Consider the following 17,409-nt stretch of genomic DNA (forward strand, 5'->3'; position numbering starts at 1 on the left):
ACCGAACGGTATACAGGCTCCGTCGCGTGTGACGCCCGCGCCCCTTGGTGCCGGCTCCGCGCGACGTCCATGTCTCAGGGGCCTCAGGGGGAGGATTCGCATGGCGGACGACACGGGTTCGGGCACAGCTGCGAGACGTCGGCGGCGCGGGATCGCGATGGGGGCGGCACTCGGGGGCTGTGCCCTCGTCGCCGTATCGACGACTCCTGCCGCGGCGCACGGCGGGGGAGGTGGCCGCGACACGCGCTACGTGTCGCTCGGGGACTCGTACACGGCGGGCCCTCTCATCCCGACGCAGGTGGACGCGAACTGCGCCCGCTCCGACCACAATTACCCCTCGATCGTGGCGGCGGAGCGCAGCGTGACCGCGTTCAAGGACGTGAGCTGCAGCGGAGCGACGACCGAGAACATGTGGAAGGCGCAGGGCACCAACGACCCGCAGCTGAACGCCCTGCACCGGGACACCGATCTGGTGACGGTCCAGATCGGCGGCAACGACGTCGGATTCGGCTCCATCATCGCCACCTGCGCTCGTCTCGGCCCCCAGGATCCGACGGGGGACCCGTGCCGGCGCTACTACGCCTCCTCCGGGATCGACCAACTGGCGGTCAACATCGCGCAGACGGCGCCGAAGGTCGACGCGGTGCTGCGGGCCGTGCACACCAGGGCGCCGCACGCGCGGGTGCTCGTCGTCGGCTACCCGGACCTGCTGCCCGACGACGGCAGCGGCTGCTTCCCCTCGGTGCCGTTCGCGGCGGGGGACTTCCCCTATCTGCGGGACACCGGCAAGCGGCTGAACCTGATGCTTCGCCTGGTCGCCGAGTGGAACCGAGCCGAGTACGTCGACACGTACGGCCCCACGCGGGGCCACGACATGTGCAAGTCGCCCGCGGACCGCTGGATCGAACCACTCCAGCCGGCCTCGCCCGCCGCCCCCGCGCACCCGAACGCCAAGGGCGAACAAGCGATGGCGCGTGCCGTGCTCGAACGTCTGGGCAAGGGGCACGGCCGTCACTGAGCGGTGTGCCGCCGATGTTCGTCGGCATTGGTGTGACGTTGGGTACGGGACGGAATGAAAGGTGCTGAACGGGCAACGTTCCCCTTCATGCCCCGTTTCACGCCCCGTACTCACAGCCCCCGGCAGGTGATTCGATGACGACGGCGACCAGGGCGCCCCGGCCGCCGTCCGCCACCGAAACCGCCGCCACCGCCACCACCGAGAGTCCTTCGCCCGCCGCGGCGCCCTCACTGCCCTCCCTCACCGGGCTGCGCTGGGTCGCCGCGCTGCTGGTCTTCGGACTGCACGTGAACAACTTCCGCTATTTCGACGGCACCGCCGGCCGCACGGTCAACTGGGCGTTCGGGGCCGGCGCCACAGGCGTGTCGTTCTTCTTCGTGCTGTCAGGGTTCGTCCTGACCTGGTCCGCCCGTCCGGGCGACCGCGCACCCGCGTTCTGGCGGCGGCGCATCGCGCGCATCCTGCCGGTGCACCTGGTCACCGCCGCGATCGCGCTGCTCATGGCCTACACGCTGGCCCACCAGACGAAGCCGACCCTGCGCCAGGGACTGGCCAACGTCCTGCTGGTGCATTCCTGGTGGCGCCCGTGGTGGCAGACCCTGGACCCGGTCAGCTGGTCACTGGCCTGCGAGGCCTTCTTCTACGCCGCCTTCCCGCTGCTGGCCCTCCTGCTGCGCCGGATCGGCGGCCGGGGAGCGGCGGCGCTGGCCGGGGCGTCGGTGCTGGGGGTCCTGGCACTGGCCTGGGTGGACACGCACCACCTGCTCGGCCAGCCGATCGACTCCCTCCCCGCCGCGCGTCTGCCCGAGTTCGTCCTCGGAGCCGCCGTCGCCCGGCTGGTGCTGCTCGACCGGTGGCGCGGACCCGGCCTGGAGGCCTCGCTCGCCCTGGCGATCATCGGCTACTTCCTCGTCCCGCAGGTCACCGCCGGCTACCCGGCCACCACCTGCACCGTCATCGGCTTCGCGCTGCTCATCCCCGCGGCGGCCGTCGCGGACCTGCGCGGCCTGCCGTCGCTGTGGCGCCACCGGCGACTGGTACGGCTGGGAGAGCTCTCGTTCGCCTTCTACATGGTCCACCTGCTGGTGCTGCGGGCCGGGACCAACGTGCTCGGCGTCAAACCCCGGTACGGCGTGACGGAGGGCCTGGCCGTCACCGCCGTCGCGTTCACCGTCTCCCTCGGCCTGTCCTGGATCCTGTACGAGGCGGTGGAACGGCCCGCGAGACGTCTGCTGCTCCGAGGCCGCCGCCGCACCGACACGCGCCGTCCGGCCGCCCGGCAGCCGGACGCCTAGCGCGCAGCCTCCGGGCGCGAGGTTCACCATGGCGGCCCACGTCGCCGTCGTCGCGGTGGCCCCGGTCGCCGTCGCCTCGGAGGCCCCAGTCGCCGCCGTACTCAAGGCGACCGGGCTTGTCAGCGACGGCCGGACGGCCGCCGTGGCGCGGCTCAGACGCGCGGACGGGCAGCCGGTCCCGGCGACACCGTGACCTCTCGCGGGGAGAGCGCCGTGTGGTCGTCGGGGCACTCGACCACCACCCGGACCGGGGCGCCGCAGTCGCGGTGCCGGATGTCCAGGACCGGGCCCTCGGGATCGCCGACGTAGGTCTCGCCCCACTGCCGCAGGGCCACCAGGACGGGCCACAGGTCGCGGCCCTTGGGTGTGAGGCGGTACTCGTGCCGGGTCCGGCTGCCGCGGTCCTGGTAGGGGACGGCGGCCAGGATCCCGGCCGCGACCAGCTTGCGCAGCCGGTCGGCGAGGACCGCCTCGGAGAGCCCCATATGGCGGCGGAAGTCGTCGAAGCGACGGACCCCGTTGAAGGCGTCGCGCACGAGCAGCAGCGTCCACTTCTCGCCGACCAGGTCGAGGGTGCGCTGGACCGTGCAGTTCTCGGTGCTCGTCTCGAGCCACTTCATACCGCCCATCGTAGGGCACCTGGCTTCATCATTGACAGTCAGCGGAGGAGGCAGCTAGCTTCGAGAAGCAGAGTCAGAGGCCAGGGAGGAACGACAGCCGCATGGAACGCTCTCGTACGTACGACTGGGACGACCCCGCGATCTCGGCGGCCGCCGTCGGGCAGGGCTCCGGCCTGCACTTCCTGCGGGAGATACTCGCCGGTCGGCTGCCCGCGCCGCCGATCGCCGCCACTCTGGGCATGGACCTCGAAGAGGTGGACCACGGGCACGCCGTGTTCTCCATGGTGCCGGGGGAGGAGCACTACAATCCCATCGGCAGCGTCCACGGAGGGATCTACGCGACGATGCTCGACTCGGCGGCCGGCTGTGCCGTCCAGTCCACCCTGCCGCAGGGCATGGCCTACACCTCGCTCGACCTGACCGTGAAGTTCCTGCGCCCGATCACGGCCGACACGGGCAAGGTCCGCGCCGTCGGCAGCGTCCTCAGCAGCGGCCGGCGCACCGCCCTCGCCGAGGCCAGGCTCCTCGACCCGACCGACCGCCTGCTGGCCCACGCGACCAGCAGCTGCATGCTGTTCCCGGCACCGGCTGTCTGAGCCTCGACTCCCGCCGGGCTCGGCCCTGTTGCCGCCGTTCGTCCATGCCGGACATCAGGGCGTCCGAGCATCCGACGGACAGGGAACCCATCCCTCCGCCGCCCACCCATTGCGGGCGTGCCCGGTACGCCAGAGTCTGGGAGCAGTGCCGGGCCGGCAGGGCCAGGCCCAGGGAGGCGGCGATGGTGTCGGACAGCGGTGCGGCGGGTGCCGAACGGCAGCGGCTCCAGGAGGCCGACGTGGCCCGCGCGGCCTGGCGCCGGTGGGGCCCCTACCTCAGCGAACGCCAGTGGGGGACCGTCCGGGAGGACTACAGCCCCGACGGTGACGCCTGGTCGTACTTCACCCATGACCAGGCCCGCTCCCGCGCCTATCGGTGGGGCGAGGACGGCATCGCCGGCGTAAGCGACGACAAGCAGCGGCTGTGCTTCGCGCTCGCCCTGTGGAACGGCCGGGACCCCATCCTCAAGGAACGGATGTTCGGCCTGACCAACGCCGAGGGCAACCACGGCGAGGACGTCAAGGAGTACTACTTCCACCTCGACAGCACACCCACCCACTCGTACATGAAGTACCTGTACAAGTACCCGCAGGGCGAGTTCCCCTACGCCGACCTCGTCGACACCAACAGGGCCCGCGGCCGCGGCGAATTCGAGTACGAGCTGCTCGACACCGGCATCTTCGACGAGGACCGCTACTTCGACGTCTTCGTCGAATACGCCAAACAGGGCCCCGAGGACGTGCTGGTCGAGATCACCGCGCACAACCGGGGCCCCGACGAAGCCACCCTCCACCTGCTGCCGACCCTCTGGTTCCGGCACACCTGGTCCTGGGCCGGCCCCGCCCCCGTACCGAGCCTGCACCAGACCGAGGACTCCGTCCGCGCCGATCACGAGGAACTCGGCCCGCGCCGGCTGTACGTCGACTCCGACGCCCCCGTCCTGTTCACCGAGAACGAGACGAACAACGAGCGCATCTTCGGCAGCCCGAACAGCACGCCGTACGTCAAGGACGGCATCGACCGGTACGTCGTCCACAGCGAGAGCACGGCCGTCAACCCCGCGCGGACCGGCACCAAGGCCGCCGTCCATCACGTGGTGGCGATCCCCGCCGGCGGCAGTACGACCCTGCGGCTGCGGCTGTCCGACACCGAACTCGCCGACCCCTGGGCCGAGTTCACCGCCACGATGGAGGCACGGCGGGCCGAGGCCGACGCCTTCTACGAGGACGTCGTCCCGGACGGCATGGGCGAGGACGAGCGCCGCCTGGTGCGGCAGGCGCTGGCCGGGATGCTGTGGAGCAAGCAGTACTACTACCTCGACGTCGAGCGATGGCTGGCCGAGCACGGCGTCGACCCGCTCGCCGCCGACCCCGGCGTCCGCAACAGCTCCTGGTACCACATGGTCAACGACGAGATCATGTCGATGCCGGACACCTGGGAGTACCCGTGGTTCGCGGCCTGGGACCTCGCCTTCCACACCGTCGCCCTGTCCATGGTCGACATCGGCTTCGCCAAGGGCCAGCTGGAGCTGCTCCTGCGCCGCCTCTATCTGCACCCCAACGGCCAGATCCCCGCGTACGAATGGAACTTCGGCGACGTCAACCCGCCCGTCCACGCCTGGGCGGTCCTGTTCGTCTACGAACTCGAGAAGCACCGCACGGGGCGCGCCGACCGAGCCTTCCTGGAGAACGCCTTCCAGAAGCTGACGAAGAACTTCACCTGGTGGCTCAACCGCAAGGACGTCGACGGCAACAACGTCTTCCAGGGAGGCTTCCTCGGCCTGGACAACATCGGCGTCTTCGACCGCAGCGCCCCCCTGCCGACCGGCGGCCACCTCGACCAGGCGGACGGCACCGCCTGGATGGCGCTGTACTGCCAGAACCTCCTCGACATCGCCATCGAACTCGCCGTGGACAACCCGGTCTACATCGAGCAGGCGCAGATGCTGTTCGAGCATTTCGCCTGGATCGCGGTCGCCATGAACCGCATCGGCAAGGACAACGCCAGCCTGTGGGACGAGGAGGACGGCTTCTTCTACGACGTGCTGCGGCTGCCCGACGGCAGCGCCACGCGGCTGAAGGTGCGGTCCCTGGTCGGCCTGATACCACTGGCGGCGACCAGTGTGATCGGCGGCCGAGCCAACCGCACCTTTCCCGAACTCGTGGAAGGGGCACGGGAGTTCATCCAGCGGCATCCGGCTGTCGAGGCCTTCGTGACACAGTATGCCGCCCCGCACCAGGGCGCCGACGGACGCTATCTGTTCGCGCTGTTCGGCGAGGACCGGCTGCGCCGCATCCTGGCCAGGATGCTCGACGAGGAGGAGTTCCTGGGCCCGCACGGCATCCGGTCCCTCTCCCGCCACCACGCGGAGCACCCGTACCACTTCGAGGTGAACGGCCAGACCTACGGCGTCGGTTATCTGCCCGCGGAGTCCGACTCCGGCATGTTCGGCGGCAACTCCAACTGGCGTGGCCCGGTCTGGTTCCCGATGAACCTCCTGCTGATCCGCGCCCTGCTGAACCTGCACGGCTATCACGGCCCCGGCTTCACCGTGGAATGCCCGACCGGCTCCGGCCGGCAGCTGAACCTGTACGAGGTCGCCCGCGAGATCTCCGACCGGCTCACCGCGACCTTCCTCGTCGGTCAGGACGGCCACCGGCCGGTGCACGGCGCACAGCCCAAGTTCGCCAAGGACCCGCACTGGAAGGACCTGATCCTCTTCTACGAGTACTTCCACGGCGACAACGGCGCGGGCCTCGGCGCCTCCCACCAGACCGGCTGGACCGGACTGGTCGCGGCCACCGCGACACTGTTCCACGTGGTCAGCGCCGACGACTGGCAGCGCGGCGGCCGGGACTCCCTGCGGCCGGTCGACGAACGCTTCACCGGCTCGGGTGACGAGGAGCCCCTGTCATGACGGTCGTGTACGAGATCAACACCCTTGTCTGGCTGGGCGAGTTGAGCGGACGATACGGGCGGCGGGTCACCCTGGGCGACGTACCCGCCGAGGTCTGGGACGAGGTCGCCCGGCCCGGCGTCGACACGGTCTGGCTGATGGGTGTGTGGCAACGCAGCCCGGCCGGCCTCGCGATCGCCCTGCGCGACGAGCCCCTGCGCGCCTCGTTCCGCGACGCCCTGCCCGACCTCACCGAGGCGGACATCGCCGGATCCCCGTACTGCGTACGCGACTACGTCGTCGACGCGACCCTCGGCGGTCCGGCCGGGCTCGCCGAAGCCCGCTCGCAACTGGCCGCCCGAGGGCTGCGGTTGATCCTCGACTACGTCCCCAACCACGTGGCCCCCGACCACCCGTGGCTCACCGCACGCCCGCACTGCCTGGTCCGCGGCACGCGCGACGACCTGGCCGGCGCGCCCGACGCCTTCGTCGAGGTCGACGGGCAGATCTACGCCCGCGGCCGCGACCCGTACTTCGCACCCTGGCCGGACGTCGTCCAGCTCAACGCCTTCAGCGACGACTTGCGCACGGCAGCCGTGGACACGCTCACCTCCCTCGGCGACCAGGCGGACGGTGTGCGCTGCGACATGGCGATGCTGATGATGAACGACGTGTTCGCCAAGACCTGGGGGGACCGGGCCGGACCCCACCCCGCCGAGGACTTCTGGCCGTACGTCATCGAGCGGGTACGAGCGCACCACCCGGACCTCCTCTTCGTCGCGGAGGCGTACTGGGACCTCGAATGGGCCCTGCAGCAACAGGGCTTCGACCACTGCTACGACAAGCGGCTCTACGACCGGCTCCTCCACGAGGACGCCGCCTCGACCCGCGCTCACCTCCAGTCGGACCTCACCTACCAGCGCGGCCTGGTCCGCTTCCTGGAGAACCACGACGAGCCCCGTGCTGCCGCTGCCCTCCCCGACGCCCGCCACCGCGCCGCGGCCGTCACGGTCGCCACCCTGCCCGGCGCGACGCTCTGGCACGAGGGCCAGTTCGAGGGTCGCAAGGTCCGCCTGCCGGTGTTCCTCTCGCGCCGCCCGCAGGAGCCCGTGGACGATCAACTCCGCGCCTTCTACAGCGAGTTGCTGCCCGCGGCAGCCGCCGTATGCGACGGCGACTGGCGTCTGCTGGACACGACCGGCTGGCCGGACAACGACAGCCACCGCAACCTGCTGGCCTGGAGCTGGACCGGCGCCGACACCCGCCACGTGGTGATCGTCAACTGCTCCGACAGCCCGGCCCAGGGCGAAGTGCCCCTGCCCTGGCCCGACCTGGCCGGCCGCCCCTGCCGGCTGACCGACCTGCTCTCGGCACAGACGTACGACCGAGGCGGCGACGAGCTGCTCGCCCCGGGCCTGTTCGTCGACCTGCCCGGCTGGCATACCCACGTACTTTCCCTGATCTGACCGGCGGCCGTGGTAGACAGCGACCATGACCTACGCACACACGGCCGGCGGTCCACGATGACCGCCGGCGTCGACACCCCGGACCGCCGCGGCCGCACCGGCCTGGACCGGACCGGCCTGGATCTGACCGGCAACCCCCGCGTGAAGGTGCGGGACGTGAAGCTGCTCTCCAGCCACTGGTACGTGGAGCGCGCCACCACCTTCGAACTCCAGCGCGCCGACGGCACCTGGAGCACCCAGCAGCGCGAGACGCACGACCGCGGCAACGGCGCCACCATGCTGCTGTACGACGCCGACCGCGAAACCGTCCTGCTCACCCGGCAGTTCCGCTTCCCGGTGTATGTCAACGGTCACCCCGACGGCATGCTCGTCGAGACGCCGGGCGGACTCCTCGACGACGATGACGAGCACCCCGAACTGGCCGTGCGACGCGAGGTGGTGGAGGAGACCGGGCACACCATCGGCGAGGTCCAGCACGTCTTCGACGTCTACATGAGTCCGGGCTCGGTCACCGAGCGCGTGAGCTTCTATGCCGCGGCCTACGGCCCCTCGACCCACACCCACGAGGGCGGCGGCCTCGACGAGGAGGGCGAGGACATCGAGATCGTCGAACTGCCCTTCCGCCGGGCCCTGGAGATGATCCGCAGCGGCGAGATCGCCGACGCCAAGACCATCATGCTGCTGCAGTGGGCGGCCCTGGACGGACCGTTCGCCGCATAGCCGCGCACTCCCTTGACTTCGCGTGCGCTTCAACATGAAGACTCCCGTTCGTACCCGGACACCCGGGTGCGAACGGGAGGACACCCATGAAGTACCGCACGATCGGAACCGACCCGAACAACCGTCGTGAGGTGAGCGCCCTCGCCCTGGGCGCGATGCTCATGGGCTCGCGGACGGACGAGGAGACGTCGTTCGCCCTGCTCGACCGCTATGTCGAGGCCGGCGGGAACTTCATCGACACCTCGGACAACTACGCCTTCTGGGAGGACGGAAGCCAGGGCGGCCAGAGCGAGGAACTCCTCGGGCGGTGGCGGCGCAGCCGCGGCATCGGCGACGAGATCGTCATCGCCACCAAGCTCGGCGCCCGCCCGCTCGCCCCCGGCACCAGCTACACCGACAACCCGGAAGGCCTGTCCGCCAAGGTGATCCGCGAGTCCGCCGAACGCAGCCGGGAACGGCTCGGCGTGGAGAAACTGGACCTGCTCTACGCCCACATCGACGACCCCACCGTCCCCCAGCGCGAGACGGTCGAGGGCTTCGCCGAACTCGTCGCTGAGGGCACGGTCGGCCTGCTCGGCGTGAGCAACCAGGCCGCATGGCGGGTGGAGCGGGCCCGCGCGATCGCGGCAGCTGCCGGTCTGCCGGGTTACGAGGTCCTCCAGTACTCCCACAGCCACCTGCGCCCACGCACCGACGTACCCAGCGACCTGTTCCCGGACGGCAGTCTCGGCCACGCCGGCCCCGACCTGCTCAGCTACCTGCGGTCCGAGCCCGGCCTGACCCTGGTCGCCTACTCACCACTCCTGAAGGGAGCCTACGTCCACGAGGACAGGCTCCCCTCCGACTACGACCACCCCGGCACCCAGGCCCGCCGCACCGTGCTGCACGAGGTGGCACGCGAGACCGGAGCAACCGTCAATCAGGTCGTCCTGTCCTGGCAGCTGACCGGAGACCTTCCGATCATCCCCCTGGCCGGCGTCTCGTCCCTGTCCCAGCTGGATGAGAACCTGTCGGCGATCGACCTGGAACTGACGCCGGAACAGCGGGAACGGCTGGACGCGGCACACTGACCGGACGCGGGGCCGGCGGCAAAGGCCCAGCCCTCGTCGATCCACTCGCCGAGCGCTTCGTCCTGCGTGACGGCGGACGAGGCGACCACGACCCGGCCGCGCATCGGGCGGCCCGTCATGTCGAACAGACGGGCTCCGGCCGGGCCGGCGCGACGGCCATGTTCCCGCGGAGCAGGAAGGGCGATACCGCCGAACGTAACCTTCTCGGCCACGGCGGGATCGGCGGCCAGGCGCTGCCGGATCCGTTCGGCGAGTCCTTCGCCGTACGCCGTGAGGGGCCTCGATCCGGGCGCGCGGACGAGGAAGGGTGCCGTCATCGCCCGCTCCTGCGGTAGCGCGTGTGGACGAGGGGGCCCGCCTGCTCGGCCGACTCGCACTCCAGGTGCACGGGCGGGCCGCCCGCGGGGAAGAGTCGGTCGCCGGTGCCGAGGAGCGTGGGGAAGGTGATCAGACGGTACTCGTCGACCAGGTCCTCGGCCATCAGCATGTGGACGACGCTCAGGCTGCCGATGACGATCACGTCGCGCCGCTCCCGCTTGACCGCGTCCACCACGTCGCCGTCGAGGATCCGGGAGTTCGCCCAGGCCGAGACGTCGGTGAGGGTGCGGGTGGCGACGAGCTTCGCGGCGGCGTTCATGCGTGCGGCGAACGGGTCGTCGCGTCCCGGCCACAGCTGGGAGAACTGCTCCCAGGTGGTGCGGCCCAGCAGCATGACCCCGTCGTCCAGGACGGCCCCGAGCCGGAACTTGTCCCCGGCGACCGCCTCGGGGCCGTGCCGGAACATCCAGCCGCCGCCCGGTGTGCCCCCGCGGCCGTCCGGGTCGGTCACGATGCCGTCCAGCGTGGTGAATGCGATGACGATGACGCTCATGGCGATGTCCTCTCGATCGGTGGTCACCGGTATGTACCGGCGCCACCGGCCGGACTCATCGCCCGCGAGCGGATCCGTTCGAAGAAATCTCGCCGGGCAGGTCGAACGCCTCGAAGACCCGCGGGTCGGCGAACACCACGTTGTGTGCGACCTGCCCGCCGCTGACGGTGAAGACCTGGAGGGTGTGCAGGTGATGGGCGCCGTCCGGAGCCGGCGCGTACGCGGCGAGCGCCGGCTGACCGCCCGCCGTGAGCTGTCGCGTGACCCAGCCCGTCCCGCGCAGCGCGAACACCCGCTCCATGAACAGGCCGTAGTCGCGCCGGCCGCGGTACCACAACGGCACCGGCGGCATCTCCAGCACGGCCGCGTCGGTCAGCAGCCGTACGAGTGCGGGTACGTCGGCCGCCTCGAAGGCCCGCGCGTACCGCTGGACGGCCTCCCGCGCCTCGGCGTCGTCCGGTTCGGAGACCGAGCCCGGACCACCCACGTCGGCAACCGCCGCCCGGGCCCGCTGCAGCGAGCTGTTGACGGCCGCGACCGTCGTCCCGAGCTGCTCGGCGACCTCCGCGGCACTGAACTCCAGCACCTCCCGCAACACCAGCACCGCCCGCTGCCGGGCCGGCAGCACCTGCATCGCGGCCACCAGCGCCAGCCGCAGGTCGGCCCGCGCCTCGACGTCGTAGCGGGCGTCGGGGAACGGCTGGAGCCACGGAATGTCGAAGGCCGGCGTGAGCGGCGCCCCCGGGTCCTCGCTCGGCGCCCCGAGCCCCGACGGCAACGGCCGCCGCGCCCGCCCCTCCAGCGCGGTCAGGCACACATTCGTCGCGATCCGGTACAGCCAGGTCCGCACCGACGCGCGCGAGGCGTCGTACCGCTCACGGGCCTTCCACGCCCGCAGCATCGTCTCCTGCACCAGGTCCTCGGCCTCGTGGAACGAGCCCACCATCCGATAGCAGTACGCCACCAGTTCGCCCCGGTACCGCTCAAGGTCCATAGGCCCATCATGGCGCACCCCTGGCGGGCTCCCGCCCGCTGTGCCTGACTGGAAGCATGAGCCCACTTCCCACAGAGCGGTCCCTGAGCACCACCCCCGAAGGCCTCACGTGGGAGCCCAGCGAGCGCTGGGTGCGCGGCCGCAAGGGCGATGTCACCGTCGTCGACAGCCGGCACCCCGTCCTCGTCTGGGAGCCCGACCTGCCCGTACCGCAGTACGCCTTCCCGCGCGCGGACGTCCGCGCGGACCTTCTGCGCCCCGCCAAGAACCCGCACATCGGCACACACACCGGATCGCAGGTCTTCTACGATCTCGAAGTCGAGGGCGAGATGCTGGCGAACGCCGCCTGGACCTTCGCGGCCGACGACCTGGCCGACCACATCGCCTTCGAGTGGTTCCGGCGCAGCGGCAGGGGACTCGACCACTGGTACGAGGAGGAGGAAGAGATCTTCATCCACCCCCGCGACCCCCACAAACGCGTCGACGCCATGGCCAGCAGCCGCCACGTCCAGGTCGAGATCGACGGCATGCTCGTCGCGGACACCCGCCACCCGGTGCTGCTCTTCGAGACCGGCCTGCCCACCCGGTACTACATCCCGCCCGAGGACGTCCGCCTCGACCTGCTCGAACCCACCGACCACCGCACCGGCTGCCCCTACAAGGGCACAGCCCAGTACTGGTCGTGGCATGCCGGGACCGACGTGCCGCCCAACCTCGTCTGGAGCTACCCGGAGCCGCTGCCCGCGGTGGGCCCCGTCCAGGGGCTGCTCGCCTTCTTCAACGAGACGGTCGACATCACAGTGGACGGGGAACGGCTGGAGCGCCCCGTCACACCGTTCAGTGCGATGCTCAGACCGCGCAGCCCACGTGGGCAAGCGCCTGCTTGAGCAGCACTCCGTGGCCGCCCGGCATCTCGCTCTCCACCGCGGGCGACACGGCCTCCTGCGGGCTGAACCAGACCAGGTCCAGAGCGTCCTGCCGGGGCCGGCAGTCGCCGGTGACCGGGACGACGTAGGCCAGGGACACCGCGTGCTGGCGCGGGTCGTGGTACGGCGTGACGCCGTGCGTCGGGAAGTACTCCGCGACGGTGAAGGGCTGCAGGGACGCCGGGATCCGGGGCAGCGCCACCGGGCCGAGGTCCTTCTCCAGGTGCCGCAGCAGGGCGTCACGGACCCGCTCGTGGTGCAGCACCCGCCCGGAGACCAGCGTCCGGCTGACCGTCCCGTCCGGGCCAATGCGCAACAGCAGGCCGACGCTGGTGACTTCGCCGCTGTCGTCGACGCGCACGGGCACGGCCTCGACGTACAGGATCGGCATACGGGCGCGTGCGAGTTCGAGGTCGTCGGCGCTCAGCCAGCCCGGCGTGGTTTCGGTCATGTCAGACATTGCTTGATCATACTTTCAGGTGGTGCCGGACAGGCGGTAGACCCGGCGGGCATTGTGTGCTCCTGCCCACTCGGCGATGCGCAGTGCGTCGGGCAGGCTCAGTTCGTCGGCGTCCACCCGGTCCTGCAGCAGACCGGCCAGACCCTGGCGGAAGGCGAGCGCGCCCAGACAGTAGAACTCGGCAACACCGTACGCGTCCGAGCTGTACAGCAGCTTGCGGAACGGCGTGATCTCAAGGGCCTCCTCCAGGACGGCACGGGCCCGCACCGGCCCGACGTAGTGAAGGGTGAGGCCCACATCCAGGTACACGTGCTCGAAGACCGCGGCCAGGTAGGCGGCCTGGCGCTGGTAGGGCCAGCAGTGCAGCAGGAGCACCGGGATCGTGCCGCTGGTCAGATGCAGCCAGTCGGTGAGGTGGGTCGGGTCGACCCGGTGCAGACGGATGTCGTTGTCGCCGAAGCCGGTGTGGAGCTGGAGAGGGAGGCCGAGGTCGACCGCGGTCCACAGCAGATGCCGTACGAGCACCGGATCGTCGAGCCGGCCACCGCGCGCCGACCAGCGCCGGGCGGCCGCGGTGACCTCCGCGTCCGAGGGGCGCACGGGGTCCAGGTCGAAGCCGGTGCGGTAGGCGGCCACGGACTTGACCGCCACCACACCCGGCCGCCCCACGGCCTCCCGCGCGGCCGTGCGAAACGCGTCGGCGTACTCGTCGGGCTCGACCCCCTTCGCCGCCACCGCCTCGGCGACGCCCTCCAGCCGTACGACCTCGTACGCCGTGCCGCCGGCGATCCCGGCCAGCTGCGCCGGAGTGGTGAGGCCCTCCGGCGCGTACCCGGTGTCCACGCAGAACGTGCCCGTCCCCGAGGCGGCGAGGAAGCGGCGCTGTACCTCGTGCCGGCCCAACTCGGCCCGCCGGGCCAGGTACACGTCGGCCGACGCGTGCCGCGGCAGGTCGAGCAGCGGGGCGCAGTGGCGGCGGACGGCCACGCCGACGGGGCTGTCGAAGGGCGAGATCCCGGGCCATGCGGCACCCTCGGTGATCAGCTCCTCGAAGCCCTCCCGGGTCAGGTCCGCCGTGACCACACCATGGCAGTGGTGGTCCACCAACGGCAGCGCGGCGAGCGCCTCCCGGACAGCCCCGCCGACCGCGCCCACGTCAGTACTTCCAGCGGTACGCCGCCGCGACCCGCTCGTCGTCCAGCCCGTGGACCGCCGCGATCTCCCCGTGCCGTACGGCGATCACCGCGTCCGCGAGGACCGGCCCGAGCGCGGCCCGCAGCCGTTCGTCCTTGCGGAACTCCTCGACGGACTCGATCAGCGAGGTCGGCAGGCGCCGTACGCCTCGGGCGGCCGCCTCCGTGGGGTCGAGACGGGCCGGATCGCCGGTGATCTCCTCGGGCAGGGGAGCGGACGACGTCAGGCCCTCCAGCCCGGCCGAGAGGAGACAGGCGAGGGCCACATACGGGTTGGCGGCCAGGTCGACCGGCTTCACCTCCAGGTTCGCGGCCTGGTCGCGCAGGCCCGCCGTCCCCGTGACGACCCGCAGCGCGGCCTCGCGGGTCTCGCGGCCCCACGCGGTGAACACCCCGGCCCACTGGGAGGGTTTGAGCCGCAGATAGCTCGCCGGGCTGGGCGCGGTCACGGCCGTGAGAGCCGGGAGGTGACCGAGCACTCCGGCCGTGAACGACTCGGCGTCGGCCGTCATGCCGTACCGGCCCTCACCGCGGGCGTGCAGGTTGACGCCCTCACGCCAGGCGGAGAGGTGGACATGGCCGCCGTTGCCGACTCCCTGGGCGAAGACCGCCGGGGCGAAGGAGACCACGAGCCCGTGGCGCCGGGCCACCGCCCGGATCGTCTGCCGTACCAGCACGCTGCGGTCGGCCGCCGCCACCGGGTCGAGGGCGCCCACCGAGATCTCGAACTGCCCGGCCGCGTACTCGGGATGGATCTGCTCGACGTCCACACCCTGCGTGGCCAGCGCGGCCAGCAGGTCGGCGGTGCAGTCGCTCAGTTCGACCTGGCGTGTCGCGCTGTACGCGGGCCCCGAGAGCGCGGGGACGAACTCGCCGCCCTCCGCCGGGCCTTCCCCGACGGCCCACTCGATCTCGATGGCGGCCTTGAAGGTGAGGCCGTGCCGTTCGGCGGCATCGGAGACGATGCGGCGCAAGGCGGTGCGGCTGCACCCGGGATGCGGCTCGCCCTCCTGCGTGATCCGGTCGACCGGCGCCCACGCCCAGCCGGGCTGCCCGGCCAGGGCGACGAGTTGGTCGAGGTCGGGGTAGAGGCGCAGGTCGCCGTCCGGGGAACCCAGGACGTCGGTGGAGACGATGGAGTCGTTCGCCAGGAACGTGTCGAACACCGGTGACATGCCGACGCCCCAGGCAGCGGCCGAGGCGAGCCTGGCCGTCGGGACCGACTTCACCCGGGCCACACCCGCGGTGTCGACATAGGACAAGACGACGCCGTGCACCCCTTGCCCGGACAGCTCTTCCGCGAGCGCCCCGGCCCGCTCGACGTCACCGGGGCGTCCGCCGGGGACGGGGTCGGCAAGGGTGGTCATACATCCTCCACTGGCACGTCGGCGACGGTCGGCACGTGTGTCAGGGTTTCACGGCCACCGCGCCGAACTGCGGTACCACGGCGGGCGATTCGGAATCGGCGCGCCACCGCGAGCACGACACAAGGCCCGGCTCCAGGAGGTCCAGCCCCTCGAAGAACGCCGCGATGTCCTCGCCGCTGCGGGCGGTGATCGGCGGGGTGGCGTTCTCGTTCCAGAACTTCATGGCCGGGATCTGGCCCGCACCGCCGAGGTCGGCGTCGAAGGTGGGGTGGGTGAGCACCAGGAAGCTGCCCGAGGGCACCTCGGCCATGACGTTCGCCACGATCTCCCGCGCCTTCTCCGTGTCCAGCACGAAGTTGAGGATGCCCAGCATCATCACCGCGACCGGCTTGGTGAAGTCCAGGATTCCGGCGGCGCGTTCGAGGATCGCGGCCGGGTCGTGCACATCCGCGTCGACGTAGTCGGTGACGCCCTCGGGGGTGCCGGTCAGCAGGGTGCGGGCGTGGGCCAGGACGATGGGGTCGTTGTCGACGTACACGATCCGCGCGTCGGGTGCGATCCGCTGGGCGATCTGGTGGGTGTTGTCCGCCGTGGGCAGGCCCGTGCCGATGTCCAGGAACTGCCGCACGCCGCGCTCCTCGGCCAGGAACCGCACCGCCCGGCCCAGGAACCAGCGGTCCGCGCGGGCGATGTCCCGGATGATCGGGAACATCCCGGCGACCTGCTCGCCGACCTGCTGGTCGACCTGGTAGTTGTCCTTGCCGCCGATCCAGTAGTTCCACACGCGCGCGTTGTGCGCCACCCCGGTGTTCAGCCTCGCCGACCCGCCCGGGGTGTGGCTCTCACTCACGACTCAGCTCCTTCGCACGCACCTGTGACCGTCGTCGCCATTGTGCCGCCCGGTGATCACGCTGTCCCGGGAATCGGCTGATCAGGTGTGCGGAATCGGCTGTGCCGATCGCGTCGGCCGCGTCAGCGGGTTCGGCCTGGGCCCGCGGCCGGTGTCTTCCCGGAGAGGACGTCCTTCAGCCGCGGGGTGCCCTTCTGGACGGCCTGCTCGGTGGACTGGTGCTCGTCCCCGTCGAGCCCGCCGGCGGTGACGGTGATGGCGTCGTCGCCGACGCGTACGACGGCGACGTCCAGGGAGAGGGTGGCGGGCGAGCCGTTCGAGGTGCCCTGCACCGTCACGTGCAGATCCTGCCGGGCGTCGCCCACGTCGGGCAGCGAGCCCTGGGTCACCTGGACGGTCCGCTTGCCGCCCTTGGAGTCGATCGCGGTGAACTGGTCGCACTTGACCGGCAGCGTCTTCAGCCAGGCCCAGGAGGCGTCGAGGCGGGCGTGGTCGTAGGCGGCGACCTGGTAGAGGAGGCGGGAGTCGTCCTGCTCGAACCCGGTCAGCGCGGACGCGCCGGACGGTTTGCCCAGCAGGTCGTCGTCGTAGAGGGCGTCGAGGAGTTTCTGGCAGTCGGCGCCGTTCGCCTTCGCGGTGAGCAGGGCGGCGACGTCGACCTTGCCGATGAGGAGGGTGTCGCCCCACTTGGCGGCGTCCTTGACCTGGTTCCAGTCGTCCTCGATGTCGCCCTCGGTGATCAGCGCGGCCTGTGCGCCGGCCTCGGTGAGGCGGGCCGAGGCCGAGGGAGAGGGCGTCTTCGCGGCAAGGGGCGAGGCGGGCCTGGACTCCTCGGCAAGGGGCGACGCGGCGGCGTCGGAGGCCTTGGCACCGGAGCTGTCACCGTCGTCCGAACAGGCCGCGGTGGTCAGCAGCGCGGCCGCGGCCAGCGCTGAAGCCAGCACGCGTACGAGGAGGGACGGACGTCGGGTCATGGCGGATGCCTCCAGAGAAGCCGCGTCAGACAGGGGCTCTCCTCAGCGCACCATCGGCGGCTCCGGCCCACCAGCGCACCGGGCCGTTCGGG

17 protein-coding genes are annotated in these 17,409 nt (G+C 71.2%); 9 read left to right on the top strand and 8 right to left on the bottom strand.

Translation table 11 applies throughout. The features are described from left to right. Positions 1 to 100 precede the first annotated feature (100 nt). From OG870_RS39385 to OG870_RS39395, 3 genes are all read left to right on the top strand, one after another. Entirely contained in the window at positions 101 to 1,018 is a 918-nt protein-coding gene (locus tag OG870_RS39385; protein WP_266591719.1) for an SGNH/GDSL hydrolase family protein, read from the top strand. Positions 1,019 to 1,152: 134 nt separating this feature from the next. Then, complete coding sequence (locus tag OG870_RS39390; RefSeq protein WP_327691975.1) at positions 1,153 to 2,313, top strand: acyltransferase family protein; 1,161 nt, start codon at positions 1,153 to 1,155, stop codon at positions 2,311 to 2,313. Between the two features lie 28 nt (positions 2,314 to 2,341). Continuing rightward, positions 2,342 to 2,506 (top strand): hypothetical protein, encoded by a 165-nt coding sequence (locus tag OG870_RS39395; protein WP_266591723.1) that lies wholly within the window; start codon positions 2,342 to 2,344, stop codon positions 2,504 to 2,506. Here OG870_RS39395 and OG870_RS39400 read toward each other — a convergent pair. Next, complete coding sequence (locus tag OG870_RS39400; RefSeq protein WP_266529671.1) at positions 2,466 to 2,933, bottom strand: winged helix-turn-helix transcriptional regulator; 468 nt, start codon at positions 2,931 to 2,933, stop codon at positions 2,466 to 2,468. The two genes, OG870_RS39395 and OG870_RS39400, sit on opposite strands and share 41 nt — an antisense overlap. 101 nt (positions 2,934 to 3,034) lie before the next feature. Here OG870_RS39400 and OG870_RS39405 point away from each other — a divergent pair, with 101 nt between their 5' ends. The 5 genes from OG870_RS39405 to OG870_RS39425 all read left to right on the top strand — a co-directional run bounded on the left by OG870_RS39405 (position 3,035) and on the right by OG870_RS39425 (position 9,682). Further along, positions 3,035 to 3,529: a PaaI family thioesterase gene (locus tag OG870_RS39405; RefSeq protein ID WP_266529673.1), complete on the top strand. Its 495-nt coding sequence runs from the start codon at positions 3,035 to 3,037 to the stop codon at positions 3,527 to 3,529. Positions 3,530 to 3,711: 182 nt separating this feature from the next. Beyond that, positions 3,712 to 6,447: an MGH1-like glycoside hydrolase domain-containing protein gene (locus tag OG870_RS39410; protein WP_327691976.1), complete on the top strand. Its 2,736-nt coding sequence runs from the start codon at positions 3,712 to 3,714 to the stop codon at positions 6,445 to 6,447. Continuing rightward, complete coding sequence (locus OG870_RS39415) at positions 6,444 to 7,892, top strand: alpha-amylase family glycosyl hydrolase (protein ID WP_266591727.1); 1,449 nt, start codon at positions 6,444 to 6,446, stop codon at positions 7,890 to 7,892. Before OG870_RS39410 ends, OG870_RS39415 begins: the two co-directional genes overlap by 4 nt. 57 nt (positions 7,893 to 7,949) lie before the next feature. After that, positions 7,950 to 8,612 carry an NUDIX domain-containing protein gene (locus tag OG870_RS39420; protein WP_266591729.1) on the top strand — a complete coding sequence of 221 codons (663 nt, stop codon included), beginning with the start codon at positions 7,950 to 7,952 and terminating at the stop codon, positions 8,610 to 8,612. An 86-nt stretch (positions 8,613 to 8,698) separates the two neighbouring features. Then, complete coding sequence (locus tag OG870_RS39425; protein WP_266529681.1) at positions 8,699 to 9,682, top strand: aldo/keto reductase; 984 nt, start codon at positions 8,699 to 8,701, stop codon at positions 9,680 to 9,682. A gap of 313 nt (positions 9,683 to 9,995) precedes the next feature. Here the strand turns inward: OG870_RS39425 and OG870_RS39430 are convergent, their stop codons facing one another. Together OG870_RS39430 and OG870_RS39435 are read right to left on the bottom strand one after the other, a co-directional pair. Then, the gene (locus OG870_RS39430; RefSeq protein WP_266591731.1) at positions 9,996 to 10,553 is read right to left on the bottom strand and encodes a dihydrofolate reductase family protein; all 558 of its coding nucleotides are present in this window, start codon (positions 10,551 to 10,553) and stop codon (positions 9,996 to 9,998) included. Positions 10,554 to 10,608: 55 nt separating this feature from the next. After that, on the bottom strand, positions 10,609 to 11,547 hold the full coding sequence (locus OG870_RS39435) for an RNA polymerase subunit sigma-70 (protein WP_266529684.1): 939 nt from the start codon (positions 11,545 to 11,547) through the stop codon (positions 10,609 to 10,611). Positions 11,548 to 11,603: 56 nt separating this feature from the next. Here OG870_RS39435 and OG870_RS39440 point away from each other — a divergent pair, with 56 nt between their 5' ends. Then, positions 11,604 to 12,434, top strand: a complete 831-nt coding sequence (locus OG870_RS39440; protein ID WP_266591733.1) for a DUF427 domain-containing protein — start codon at positions 11,604 to 11,606, stop codon at positions 12,432 to 12,434. Here OG870_RS39440 and OG870_RS39445 read toward each other — a convergent pair. The 5 genes from OG870_RS39445 to OG870_RS39465 form a co-directional block, all read right to left on the bottom strand. Continuing rightward, a complete protein-coding gene (locus OG870_RS39445) occupies positions 12,397 to 12,924 on the bottom strand; it encodes an NUDIX hydrolase family protein (protein WP_266529846.1) in 528 nt (175 codons plus the stop codon). The genes OG870_RS39440 and OG870_RS39445 overlap by 38 nt on opposite strands. Positions 12,925 to 12,948: 24 nt before the next feature. After that, a complete protein-coding gene (locus OG870_RS39450) occupies positions 12,949 to 14,088 on the bottom strand; it encodes an amidohydrolase family protein (RefSeq protein WP_266591735.1) in 1,140 nt (379 codons plus the stop codon). Between the two features lies 1 nt (position 14,089). After that, a complete protein-coding gene (locus OG870_RS39455; RefSeq protein WP_266591738.1) occupies positions 14,090 to 15,493 on the bottom strand; it encodes a glutamine synthetase family protein in 1,404 nt (467 codons plus the stop codon). A gap of 40 nt (positions 15,494 to 15,533) precedes the next feature. After that, entirely contained in the window at positions 15,534 to 16,343 is an 810-nt protein-coding gene (locus OG870_RS39460) for an SAM-dependent methyltransferase (protein ID WP_266591740.1), read from the bottom strand. Between the two features lie 122 nt (positions 16,344 to 16,465). Then, entirely contained in the window at positions 16,466 to 17,317 is an 852-nt protein-coding gene (locus tag OG870_RS39465; RefSeq protein WP_266591742.1) for a hypothetical protein, read from the bottom strand. Positions 17,318 to 17,409: the final 92 nt, after the last annotated feature.

Source organism: Streptomyces sp. NBC_00461 (assembly GCF_036013935.1).
Taxonomy (GTDB): Bacteria; Actinomycetota; Actinomycetes; order Streptomycetales; family Streptomycetaceae; genus Streptomyces.